Source organism: Lacticaseibacillus thailandensis DSM 22698 = JCM 13996, assembly GCF_001312865.1.
GTDB classification, from domain to species: Bacteria; Bacillota; Bacilli; order Lactobacillales; family Lactobacillaceae; genus Lacticaseibacillus; species Lacticaseibacillus thailandensis.
On record NZ_BBER01000004.1, the window covers coordinates 24,437 to 36,926 of the forward strand.

Genomic DNA, 12,490 nt, shown 5'->3' on the forward strand with positions numbered 1-12,490 from the left:
TCGCGCACTGCCAGTATGCAAAAAGGTGCACCGACAACTGCCGGTACACCTTGACTCATTCTACTCAATATTAGCTAGTCGTTGGCCGAACCGTCCCAACTCCAGTGGTCACCATACTTGGCCAGCAGGGCAGCCGCGGCATCCGGACCCATCGAACCCGACTTGTACGTAGGCATGACATCACTGGCATCCCATGCCTGCCGAATCTTATCAACGTACTGCCAGGTCGCCTTCAGTTCGTGCCACCGGGTGAAGTTAGTCTGGTTACCCGCCAGCGCATCCTGCAACAGGTGCTCATAGGCTTCGGGCGCATTGGCAATGGCGTTCGCATCGTGCCGGAAGTTTAGTGGAAACTGGCCAATGTGAAAGTCCTGGCCCAATTGCTTGCCGTTGATTACCAAACGGTAGCCCTCCTCGGGTTCCACAAAGATGGTCAAGGAGTTGGCCGCCAGCTCATTACAGCCCACGGGCGCAAAAATGTTCTGCTTAGTGGGCTTGAAGTTCACCGTAATCTGCGTGGACTTGCGGGTCATGTGCTTGCCAGTACGGACGTAGAACGGCACCCCGGTCCACGCCGAGTCAGTCAACTCGATCCGCCCCGCCACAAACGTTTCGGTTTTGGAATCGGCTGCCACACCTTCTTCCTGAACGTAATCAGGCTGGTCTGGAGTATCACCTACGTACTGCCCACGAACAAAGTTCTCCGCCGCATCCTCTGGGGTCAAGGGTTTGAGCGATTCCAAAATACTGCGCTTAGCTTGGTGAACCGCGTTCGGCGTCAACGACTCTGGTTCCGGCATTGCCACGTAGGCAATGAGCTGCATGATGTGGTTTTGCACCATGTCACGCAACGCCCCGGCTGTTTCGTAGTACCCAGCGCGTTCTTCGACCCCGACAGCTTCCGCCAACGTAATTTGCACGTTGTCGATGTAGTCGTGGTTCCAAACGGCTTTGAACATCGGGTTCGCAAAGCGCACCGCCATGAGCGATTGCACCATTTCTTTGCCTAAGTAGTGGTCAATGCGGTAAATTTGGTCTTCATCAAACGCCGCGTTGATTGAATCGTTCAATTCCTTGGCGCTGGCAAAATCGCGACCAAACGGTTTCTCGATCACCAGCCGGTTATACCCGTTAGCGGACAACAGGTGCTCGGAGCGAATGTGACTGGCAATAATACCAAAGAACCGCGGTGCCATGGCCATGTAAAATAGGCGGTTACCCCCAACTTGATACCGGTCGTCCAACTCGGACGACAGTTTACGTAGCGTGACGTAGTGGTCGGCGTCGGTAACATCGTGACTCTGGTAGTAGAAATGACTAGCAAAGGCGTGCACCGCATCCGAGACCGCTCCGGCCTCACCCTCGAGGCTGGTCGCAATGATGTCGCGGTAATATTCATTACTCCACGGCCGCCGCGCAGTGCCAATGACGGCAAAGTGGTCACGCAAAATTCCGTGACGGTACAGCTGGAACAGTGCCGGATACAACTTGCGCCGCGCCAAATCCCCTGAGCCACCAAAAATTGTAATAACACTTGCTTGTTCTTGAGTCATTATGCATGCCTTTCTCTAATCGAATTACCTGTTAGCTGCAATAATCTCTGGGCTAGTAATAAAGATGCCCTGGGCAAACTCAGCCTTCACCATGACGACCTTACCGGTACGGGATACCCACATGGTAATGGCACCATTACTATTATCCACCGCGAGCACTTCGTCGCCCAGCTTAATATCAATCACGCTGAGAAAATCGAGCAACTTGGCTTCATCCATCACCCGCTCAATTGTCGCTTTGCCACCTGGTTGTAAGGATGCCAGCGGCGTGGTGCTCTGGTGCCGGAAATGCCCGTTCGCATCGGGAATTACCCCGCCGTGAGGACAGGTCTTGGGACGCTTCAAAAAGTAGTCCAGCCGGTTAGCCATGTCATCAGTGGTGGCGTGTTCCAATAGCTCTGCTTCACCATGGAGCGCGTCATAAGGATACAATAACTGGGTCATCAGGAAAACTTCCCACAGGCGGTGATTGCGCACCAATTTGGCCGCTGCTAGTGTACCACTGGCAGTCAATTGAATGCCATGATACGGCGTATGGGTCACTAAGTGGTCAGCTTCAAGTTTATCCACCATCTCCGTCACGGAAGCAGCCGCAACGCCAATAGCGGCGCCGACCTGCTTGTTGGCCACTTTGTGCTGATCGCCACCTAGTTCCAGGATGATCTTCAAATAATCTTCTTTGTTCGGCGTCATGCCCCGTCTATCTCCATTTTTGTCCATATTTTTATTATGCACGAATTGTAAGAAAAAAAACACGGCTAGTCAGTATTTTTTTCACACCGTGTGCTGTAGCAAGTACCTTAGCTTCCATACCAACAATGATTTGTCTGGTTGATACGCTGATTTGTTAAGGGCAATGTAGAAATCAGCGCTGACAGGCAAGCACGTTGGCATTAGTAATGACGCCGCAGCTGCGGAGTGTTGTGGGCAAAATCCGTCTGACGAGCGTGTAGGACTGCGGAGACGACCACACCGCAGCACTTTCGCACCCTCACCCATCAATTTTCAAATCATTCTTGACATTCGCCAAAACCGGCCGTATGATAATGCCAATTGATAGACGTTGAAGGGATGAGTAACCGGTACGTCGCGTGCAGAGAGCCAATGGTTGGTGCGAGTTGGTCGCGGTACGCCGGTGAAGATGGTCCTGGAGTCTGCCGGCTGGCGAGCATATACAAACCAGCCCCGGTTTCGTGCCCGTTAACGCACGCGAGTATCGTATTCCTATGGCGGATACCGTACTTACTAAGTGGGCCGTGGTGACACGACTCAGAACACGGGTGGTAACACGACCAGGTCGTCCCGGAATCCAATGGATTCTGGGGCGACCTTTTTGTTTACCCCCACTATTGACCGTTAATCATAATACCAGGGAGGAATTTCACCATGAGTACAAAATTACACTATAAGTTCGATCAGGTTGGCAGTTACTTGCGTCCAGCGACCCTTAAGCAGGCCCACGCCGACTTTGCGGCGGGCAAAATTTCGGAACAACAGCTCACTGACATCAAACACGATGCCATTGAGGACCTCGTTAAGCACGAAGTTGCCGCAGGCCTGCACGGCATTACCGATGGTGAATTCAACCGCTCATGGTGGCACCTGGACTTCCTCTGGAACCTCAACGGTGCCGAAAAGTACGACTACAACGAATCCTATAAATTTAAGGGCAGTAAGACGCGTACCGACAACGTACGCCTTGCCGGGCCCATTGCTGCTAACCCGAACCACCCGTTCTACGCGGACTTTGACTTCCTCAAGTCCACCCTCCCAGCCGGTGTCGAACCCAAAGTAACCATTCCGTCACCAACGATGTGGTTCCGCGACAACCGCAGTGATAACTGGCACAAGTTTTACGCGACCTGGGGCCAGTTCCTCGACGACCTCGCTAAGGCTTACCACGAAACTTTACTACAATTCTACCAACGGGGTGCCCGGTACATCCAGCTCGATGACACCACCTGGGCCTTCCTGATTGCCCGCCTGAACGCGGCCCAGGACGACCCCACTGAGTTCACCCACTACGCGCAGTTAGCCGAAGACGCAGTGTACGTCATCACGAAGTTGCTGGATGACCTGCCTGACGACCTGAAGGTGTCCACCCATATTTGCCGGGGCAACTTCAAGTCCACCTACCTGTTTGAAGGTAGCTACGCCCCGGTCGCACCCTACCTGGCCCAGTTACCGTATGATGCTTTCTTCCTTGAATACGACAGCGAACGCGACGGCGACTTTGCGCCACTTGCCCAAATCTGGAACGGACGGCGCAATGTCGAAATCGTTCTGGGTCTGGTCACCAGCAAGTTTCCTAAACTGGAGAACCCAGAAGACGTGAAGCGCCGCATTAACCAGGCGGCGCAACTCGTGCCACTAGCAAACCTGGCGCTGTCCACCCAGTGTGGTTTCTCTTCCACCGAGGAAGGTAACGTGCTGACCCCCGACGATGAATGGGCCAAGCTGAAGCTGATTCACAGCATCGCCGAGGATGTTTGGGGTAAATAACAATACGCATATTGATGTTGAAGTAGATGAGTAAGTGCCATTGTCGTGCACAGAGAGCCGGGGTAGCTGCGAGCCGGTCACGTCAAGGTACCGAAGATGGTCTACCGTAACAATGTTGGGTGAGCTATGGCCAGCCCGACCCGGGAACGCCCGTTATCGCGTCACGGTCTGCGGCTTTGCGCCGCGTACCGGATGAGTGGTTAGTAGTGATACTAATCAGAAAACGGGTGGTAACACGATTAAAGTCGTCCCGGGATGCCGACAACCATGATGGTTGTCCGTATCCCGGGGCGACTTTTTTTGACGTCTGGGCCCCACCCCGTGTTCAGTTACGGCCACAAACGTAGGCTGACCATGCGGCAACCACTAAACCAGACATCTGGGTGCGGATTAACTGCAGTAATTCGCGCCGTTCTGCATACCAACAAGTACCCTTGAAAGGAAGTTGCGCTATGACCAACCATAACTACCACTTTGAAACGTTACAACTACACGCCGGTCAGGAAGAACCTGATCCGGCTACCGGAGCCCGCGTGACGCCCATTTACCAAACGGCGGCCTTTGTATTCAAAGACGCTAAAGAGGCGGCAGACCGCTTTGGCCTCCGTGAACCCGGCAACATTTACGGCCGCCTCACTAACCCCACCAACGCGGCACTAGAAGCGCGCATTGCAGCACTCGAGAGCGGCACGAGCGCCATCTCCCTGGCTTCTGGCGCGGCGGCTATCACCGCTGCCGTCTTGAACGTGGCGGGGGCCGGGGACCACATCGTCAGTGCCAGCACCATCTATGGCGGTACCTACGAGCTCTTTAGCGGTACCCTAAAACATCTGGGCATTGAGACCACCTTTGTGGATCCGGATGACCCCCAGAACTTTGCCGATGCCATTCAGGACAACACCAAAGTCATCTTCTTTGAATCCCTTGGCAATCCAGCCATTAACATCGTTGACTTCGCAGCCGTCGTTAAGATTGCTCACGAGCACGGTATTCTGACCATCGTCGACTCCACCTTTGCCACCCCATACCTGATCCGCCCGTTTGACTACGGTGTGGACGTGGTTGTGCACTCCGCCACCAAGTTTATCGGGGGCCACGGGGCAACCTTGGGTGGTCTGGTCGTGGAAAAGGGCGACTTCGACTACGCGGCTTCCGGCCGGTATCCTGGGTTTACCACCCCAGCCGCAGCTTACGACGGCCTGGTTTGGGCCGATCTCAAAGGCAGTGCGTTCACGACCAAGATTCGGGCTGAACACCTACGGGACACCGGGGCCACCCTGGCACCGCAATCTGCTTGGTACTTACTCCAGGGGCTAGAAACGTTATCCCTGCGCATCGAACGGCACGTCGCCAACGCCCGCAAAGTAGTCGCGTTCTTGCAGCAACACCCCAAGGTGGCGTGGGTCTCATATCCAGAAACCGATGATTCACCTACAAGGCCTTGGCAACGAAGTACTTCCCCCGTGGGACGGGTTCCATCTTCACTTTTGGCCTCAAAGCCGGTGAGCAGGGTGCCGTCCAGTTGATCAACCACGTTGAGTTGTTCAGCCTGCTGGCTAACGTTGGTGACGCTAAATCACTGATTATCCACCCCAAGTCCACCACGCACGCCCAGCTAAACGACGAACAGTTGGCCACCGCCGGCATTACGCCGGACCTGATTCGGATCTCCGTCGGGATTGAAAACGTCGACGACCTCATCGCCGATTTGAGCCAAGCCCTCGACGCCGTGGACTAGAATTACACCAACCCAAAAACATCAGCCATGAAACAACGCGCCACCACTCGTACCTTGAGGTACGGATGGTGGCGCGTTGTTTTGCCGATGATAATTATATTACTGACGGTCTGCCCGGCGTTGCGCGGCTTCTAGCGTTTGGTAAATCAACATGTTGACCGTCATGGGCCCCACCCCACCCGGTACCGGGGTGATTGCGCTGGCAAGGTGCTGCACACTATCAAAGTCGACATCCCCAACCAGTTTGGTTTGTCCGTCACTAGTTGCCACGCGGTTCATCCCCACATCAATAATCACGGCCCCTGGTTTGACGTCGGCATCCGTGACCAGTCCGGCTGAACCGGTTGCGGCCACGATGATGTCCGCATCACCCAAAATTGCCTGCACGTTGGTCGTCCGCGAATGGGCAATCGTCACCGTCGCGTTGGCGTGCAATAACAGCGCCGCCATGGGCTTACCCACGATGTTGCTACGCCCTAAAATGACGGCGCGTTTGCCCGCCACCGACACGTTGTAGAAGGCCAGTAACTTCATGATGCCCCGTGGCGTGCACGGACGTAAAGTGGTGATGGGCCGGTCCTTAGGCGTGCTCCACAAGCGCCCCAAGTTAACGTCGGTAAACCCGTCCACATCTTTCTCGGGGTCAACCGCGTTACGAATGGCTTCTGTATCCACACCGGACGGTAACGGCAACTGGACGATCATACCGTCAACCGTGGGGTCCGCGTTCAACCGCCGCACTACCGCGAGCACGTCCGCGGTCCGAGCCGTCACTGGGAGGTGTTCCGTCACGGCGTCAATGCCGACCGTGTTGGCCCGGCGCTGCTTATTGCGAATGTAGATGGCACTGGCGGGATCATCACCCGCGGCCACGACCACCAACTTGGGCTTGCGCCCTAATTGGTTAGTCAAACTGGCTGCCTGCGTCTGCATCTCCGTCACCAACGCTGCGGTCACCGGTTTAGCTGCTAATATTTTCGTCATGATCGACACCCCTTAATTAATTGCTTCTATTAGTATACCGTATGGCCAGAACCACCCGCTAGCCAGCCGCCAGTACTTTAATCGCATTATTACTTCGCCGGCCCAAATTTGCACGTATCACCCACATTGTTTGGTGATACCATAGAGCCAAGATAAAATTCACAATCACACTGGGAGGCAACCATGGCTAAAGAACGACTCGATTGGGACCACTACTTTATGATTCAGGCAGTGTTACTCGCGTCACGGAGTACCTGTAACCGTCTGTCGGTGGGGGCCACGTTGGTGCGCGACAAGCGTATCATTGCTGGCGGCTACAACGGCTCCGTGGCCGGCGATGATCACTGTACGGACAAAGGTTGCTACCTAGTTGATGGTCACTGCGTTCGCACCATTCATGCCGAAATGAACGCCATTTTGCAGTGTGCCAAATTCGGCGTGTCCACTGACGGCGCCACGGTCTACGTCACCGATTTCCCGTGCCTGCAGTGCACCAAGATGCTGTTACAGGCCGGCATCAAGGAAATTGTCTACGAACGCAATTACCACAACGACGAGTACGCTATGCAACTACTCAAACGCATGCACACCATCGTCCGTCAGGTCAAACTGAGTCCCGAAGACTTGGAGCGGGCCAATTTTGCCGAATACATTGGTACCACAGATTCTGGAAACGCAACTGCTTAAGCTACGGCCAAAATGTGCACCGTATTAAGCGGTGGGGTACTTATCATCAGCGGTGTCTGGCAGTTGGTACGCACTCGCAGAGACGTGTACTACTAGCGAAGTTGGTGCGGACTGAGCCTTAATGACGTTCTACCGTGCCCAAGTTATGATTGCGGGCGGCAACTAGCGTCACCCTGATGGCACTAGCCGAACAATTACAACCACACTGATTTTTCCGCAAGTTACCTACCCCCTCGGATTGGCCACGCCAACCGGGGGATTTTTGGTACCATCACCACACCCATGCAAATGGCGCACCTACTACCAGTAAGTACGCCATTAATTACCGTCAAATTACTCTACGATCGTACTATCCACCGGGTGGGCATCCGTTAACGCGCGCACCGTCCGCTTGACCGTAGCGAGTACCCGCGGGTCATCGCGACCAGCGATTGCCTGCACGATTAGTTGCCCCACCTGGTAACACTCGTCCTCAGTAAAACCGCGCGTGGTGATAGCCGCCGTACCCAAACGAATCCCGCTGGTCTTAAACGGCCCGTTGGTTTCGTCAGGCAACTGGTTACTGTTGGTCGTGATCATGGCCCCGTCGAGCAAGTTCTGGACCTCACGTCCGGTCAGCCCGTACGGGCGGACGTCTACCAGTACCAGGTGATTGTCACTACCACCCGAGACTAGTTGCAGTTGGGAATCACCCGCCACTAGGCCCCGATTCATGGCCTGCATGTTACGCACTACCTGCTGGGCGTACTCCTTGAAGGCGGGCTGCTGGGCTTCACCCAACGCCACGGCTTTGGCCGCGATTACGTGGTCCAGTGGCCCACCCTGAATACCAGGAAACAACGCTTTGTTGATGGCCTTGAGGTACTGCTGTTTGCACAAAATGAGGCCACCACGTGGGCCCCGCAAGGTCTTGTGCGTCGTTGTGGTCACCACGTCAGCGTACGGTACCGGATTCGGGTGCACCCCACCAGCGACGAGACCCGCAATGTGCGCCATATCCACCATCAGTAACGCCCCGACGCTGTCAGCAATCGCGCGGAAACGGGCAAAGTCGATGATGCGGCTGTACGCAGAGGCACCAGCCACAATCAGGCGTGGCCGCACTGCTTGAGCCTCGGCACTGATAGCGTCGTAATCCAACCAGCCGTGCGCATCCACGCCATAGTGTTCGAAGTGGTACTCCTGCCCCGAAAAACTGATGGGCGCACCATGAGACAGGTGCCCACCGGCGGCCAAGTCCATGGCCAGCACCGTGTCGCCATCTTTCAGTAGCGCCCGGTACGCTGCCATGTTGGCTTGCGAACCCGAGTGCGGTTGCACGTTGGCTGCCTCGGCGCCAAATAAAGCTTTGGCCCGGTCAATGGCCAGCTGCTCCGTCACGTCGATATACTCGTTACCACCGTAGTAACGGTGCCCCGGATAGCCCTCCGAATACTTATTGGTCAGCACGCTACCTTGCGCTGCACGCACGCCTGGACTAACGATGTTTTCTGACGCAATCAGCTCGATGTTGTGCTGCTGCCGAGCCTCTTCCTGATGAATTGCTTGCCAAACCGCTGGGTCGGCCTGTTCGTAACTGTGAGTCATGAGCGGTGTCCTCCTCATCTCGACGACGTTATGACAACAAACTATCGGTGCCATTATCATAGCATGCGCACCACGAAAAAAAACTACGTACATTGATCGGCACCGTCAGGCACACCCACTTGCAGGTACCACGTGCAAAAAAATGTGCTGGACTTATATCGTAATGGCTACCTCCTTGAGAGACAAACAAGGACCAGTAACAATTCCATAACGGAAATCGTTACTGGTCCCTATTTTGACGTCAGGCGCCCGTTTCAACACACGCAACTAGCGCTGAACGTCATCACGTCAATTGACTGGCTCACAAAATCAGATTTCTTGACCAAACGGTTACTACTGCTGTGCCAAAACCAGGTGCTCGTTGACAAAGGCGTTGAGGCCCAGCTGGTACAGTTCACGACCGTAACCGGAGTTCTTCACACCACCAAATGGCAGTTCCGGCAGTGACAACCATGCCCGGTTGATGAAGGTCATCCCGGCTTCGAGCTGCCGTGCGACCCGGTCAGCCCGCTCAGCGTCCTGACTGAAGACCGAACTCCCCAGACCATAGCTGGAGTCGTTAGCCAACGCGATGGCTTCTTCTTCAGTGTCCACGTGGTAGATTGAAGCCACTGGCCCGAACAGTTCCTGGTTGAACGTTGGGTTGTCGTGATCAATGTCCGTCAAGACCGTAGGCTGGAAGAAAGCACCCTCGCTGTCGATTGGCGTGTTGCCGTACGCTACGTGCGCACCACCAGCAACGGCGCTGTCCACTTGCTCCTGCAACTTAGCCTTGGCCTTAGCAGAAGACAGCGGTGCTAACGTGGTAGCAGGGTCCAACGGATCGCCCGGCTGCACCTTGGCAAATGCTTGCGTCATGAAGTCCACAAAGTCATCATAACGGTCACCCACCACGATGAACCGCTTGGACGCCGTGCAAATCTGGCCGGCATTCATCAGGCGGGCCTGCGGTGCGGCTTGCTTGACCACATCCCAGTCAGCGTCAGGTAAAATGATGAAGGCATCATTACCGCCCAGTTCCAGGGTCGACTTTTTCAGGTGAGCACCCGCTTCCTGCGCCACGCTCGCACCGCCACGCTCAGAACCTGTCAGCGCCACACCAGCAACCCGTGGATCGGCAATGGCTTTGCCAACCTGATCGTAGTTAATAAACAGGTTGGTGAAGCTACCATCGGGCACGCCAGCACGCTTGAGAACGTCGACAAACGCCTCCGCACTTCCGGGCGTGATGGAAGAGTGCTTCAAAATCATGGTGTTACCGACCATGAAGTTCGGGGCAAAGACACGCATCAACTGGTAGTACGGGAAGTTCCATGGCTCCACCATGACCAGTACCCCTACGGCTTGCTTGGCGTAGTAGGCCGCGCCTGCATTCGTAGTCAGCGGTGTATCTGCCAGCATGTCCGCACCATGATCAGCAAAGTAATCGGCAATGTCAGCGCAAAGGGCTACTTCAGCTTCCGCCTCACCAATCAACTTACCCATATCGATCGTCAACACTTTGGCTAACTCGTGCTTTTCTTGACGCATCAGGGTCGCAACCTGGTGCAAAGCGGCCGACCGTGTGGCCGGAGCTTCATTCCGAAATTGTTGGTACCGGGCGTAACCCGCCGTCAGTGCTGCTTCCAAATCAGCGTCACTGGCATTCGGATAGGTGCGAACCAACTTGTTCGTGTACGGATTAATTGTTTGATAGGCCATAAATTAAATCCCCTTTGCTAATTTTTTTTGTTAGTGCACATTGTCATTGTAACCCAACTGCAAGCGCATGCACAAAAAAAATTTCAATCAACGTGCATCCGCTCATATTGTTTTAATTATGGATGCACACTAACCCTAAACATTGTGTCTGGAGCAAAACAGGGGTGCCGGCTTAACAACCGGCACCCCTGTTTAAATAGTATATATTAATCTACTTTATTTAGCTTCGTCGTTCGTTTCGCTAGCGGCGGCACTGCTGTCGGCCGCGTCGCTAACCGCTGCATCAGCGGTGTCCGCAGCTGCACTGTCAGCACCAGCTGGCGTAGTTGCTTTAGCTGCATCCGCGTGCTTCTCGACCCGCGAAATGGCCTGAGTAGCAAAGGTCAAGTATACGCCGTTGCAATCCAGCACGATCTGGCCGTGTTCTTGGTCCATAGAATCAATCACACCGTACAGACCACCAACCGTCACAACGCTGTCGCCCTTCTTCAGGCCGTTGAACATCTGCTGACGCTGTTGCTGCTGCTTCTTGGGCCCACGTACCATGGAAAAGTACATCAGCACTACCATCAGGATAATTAAAATAATCGTTACGGGACCCATGCCCGTACTTGCACCAAAAATCACTGGCCATACACCTCATTTTTATTTGTTAATACCACTATACCAAATCACGTCCACTTTTGAAACCGAGCGTACTACAAACCGCGGCCCGTGTCATCCTTGATTATTGGGATACGGAACCCCCAGGTGCGCATACCCAGCACGCGTGACCGTCCGCCCCTTAGGTGTGCGCTGAATAAATCCGACCTGCAATAGGTATGGTTCGTATACTTCCTCGATGGTCGTACTTTCCTCACCGATATTGGCCGCAATGGTATTCAACCCCACCGGGCCACCGTGATACTGCTCGACCATTAACCGCAAGATTTTCCGGTCGGTAGCATCCAGCCCTTTCCGATCAACCTGTAGCGCCGTCAGGGCCTCATCGACCAAGTCTGCGCCCACCTCCTGCACGCCGGCGACGTCAGCAAAGTCGCGGATACGCTTCAGCAAGCGGTTCGCGATCCGGGGGGTGCCCCGCGACCGCAAGGCAATTTCGTGAACCCCATCTGCGGCAATTCGTAGCTGGAAGATTTGCGCAGACCGCCGGACGATTTGGCTCAATTCGTCCGTATTGTAATAGGCCATGTGTGCGGTGATACCGAAGCGGTCCCGCAGCGGGGCCGAGAGTGCCCCGGCCCGCGTCGTCGCTCCAATCAGCGTGAATGGTGGCAATGGGAAGTGAATCGGGTGCACATCGGCGCCTTGGCCCACCACGATATCAATGAAGAAATCCTCCATGGCGGAGTACAACATTTCCTCCACCACTTTGGGCAGGCGGTGAATTTCGTCGATAAAAAGCACGTCCCCCGCTTCCAACTCGTTCAGGAGGGCGGCTAAATCACCAGGCTTTTCAATCGCCGGTCCGCTGGTGGTCCGCACATGCACCCCCAACTCGTTGGCAATTACGAGGGCCAGGGTAGTTTTACCTAACCCAGGCGGCCCATACAACAGCACGTGGTCCAAGGACTCTTCACGCATTTTGGCAGCCTGAATGTAAACTTCTAGCTGTTGCTTGACTTGCCGTTGCCCAATGTATTGGGCTAAGGTCTGGGGACGCAGCGACAATTCGCTGTCCGCGTCCTCCGCGGTAGCATCCTGGTCAAGTAACCGATCACTTTCATCTGGCATGAAC

9 protein-coding genes, 1 pseudogene and 1 other annotated feature are annotated in these 12,490 nt (G+C 54.8%); of the genes and pseudogenes, 3 read left to right on the forward strand and 7 right to left on the reverse strand.

Annotated features, from left to right (window positions below; all coding sequences use genetic code 11):
• Positions 1-74: 74 nt before the first annotated feature.
• A complete protein-coding gene (gene zwf, locus JCM13996_RS06610) occupies positions 75-1,553 on the reverse strand; it encodes a glucose-6-phosphate dehydrogenase (protein ID WP_054750535.1) in 1,479 nt (492 codons plus the stop codon).
• Positions 1,554-1,577: 24 nt separating this feature from the next.
• Positions 1,578-2,246 (reverse strand): metal-dependent transcriptional regulator, encoded by a 669-nt coding sequence (locus JCM13996_RS06615; RefSeq protein ID WP_054750536.1) that lies wholly within the window; start codon positions 2,244-2,246, stop codon positions 1,578-1,580.
• Between the two features lie 361 nt (positions 2,247-2,607).
• Positions 2,608-2,861: a binding site (T-box leader), on the forward strand.
• A gap of 78 nt (positions 2,862-2,939) precedes the next feature.
• Between JCM13996_RS06615 and JCM13996_RS06620 the strand changes: the two genes are divergently transcribed.
• The gene (locus JCM13996_RS06620; RefSeq protein ID WP_054750537.1) at positions 2,940-4,055 is read left to right on the forward strand and encodes a vitamin B12 independent methionine synthase; all 1,116 of its coding nucleotides are present in this window, start codon (positions 2,940-2,942) and stop codon (positions 4,053-4,055) included.
• 452 nt (positions 4,056-4,507) lie between these two features.
• Positions 4,508-5,793 (forward strand): annotated as a pseudogene (locus JCM13996_RS06625) (O-acetylhomoserine aminocarboxypropyltransferase/cysteine synthase family protein).
• A 99-nt stretch (positions 5,794-5,892) separates the two neighbouring features.
• Here JCM13996_RS06625 and folD read toward each other — a convergent pair.
• Positions 5,893-6,777, reverse strand: coding sequence for a bifunctional methylenetetrahydrofolate dehydrogenase/methenyltetrahydrofolate cyclohydrolase FolD (gene folD, locus JCM13996_RS06630; RefSeq protein ID WP_054750538.1), 885 nt, complete (start codon positions 6,775-6,777; stop codon positions 5,893-5,895).
• A 183-nt stretch (positions 6,778-6,960) separates the two neighbouring features.
• Here folD and JCM13996_RS06635 point away from each other — a divergent pair, with 183 nt between their 5' ends.
• Positions 6,961-7,464: a ComE operon protein 2 gene (locus JCM13996_RS06635; RefSeq protein ID WP_054750539.1), complete on the forward strand. Its 504-nt coding sequence runs from the start codon at positions 6,961-6,963 to the stop codon at positions 7,462-7,464.
• A gap of 333 nt (positions 7,465-7,797) precedes the next feature.
• Here the strand turns inward: JCM13996_RS06635 and glyA are convergent, their stop codons facing one another.
• The 4 genes from glyA to ruvB all read right to left on the reverse strand — a co-directional run bounded on the left by glyA (position 7,798) and on the right by ruvB (position 12,486).
• Positions 7,798-9,051 carry a serine hydroxymethyltransferase gene (gene glyA / locus JCM13996_RS06640; protein ID WP_054750540.1) on the reverse strand — a complete coding sequence of 418 codons (1,254 nt, stop codon included), beginning with the start codon at positions 9,049-9,051 and terminating at the stop codon, positions 7,798-7,800.
• A 333-nt stretch (positions 9,052-9,384) separates the two neighbouring features.
• Positions 9,385-10,752, reverse strand: coding sequence for an NAD-dependent succinate-semialdehyde dehydrogenase (locus tag JCM13996_RS06645; protein WP_054750541.1), 1,368 nt, complete (start codon positions 10,750-10,752; stop codon positions 9,385-9,387).
• Between the two features lie 216 nt (positions 10,753-10,968).
• Positions 10,969-11,379 carry a preprotein translocase subunit YajC gene (gene yajC / locus JCM13996_RS06650; RefSeq protein WP_225353515.1) on the reverse strand — a complete coding sequence of 137 codons (411 nt, stop codon included), beginning with the start codon at positions 11,377-11,379 and terminating at the stop codon, positions 10,969-10,971.
• Positions 11,380-11,469: 90 nt separating this feature from the next.
• Entirely contained in the window at positions 11,470-12,486 is a 1,017-nt protein-coding gene (gene ruvB, locus JCM13996_RS06655) for a Holliday junction branch migration DNA helicase RuvB (RefSeq protein ID WP_054750542.1), read from the reverse strand.
• Positions 12,487-12,490 lie beyond the last annotated feature (4 nt).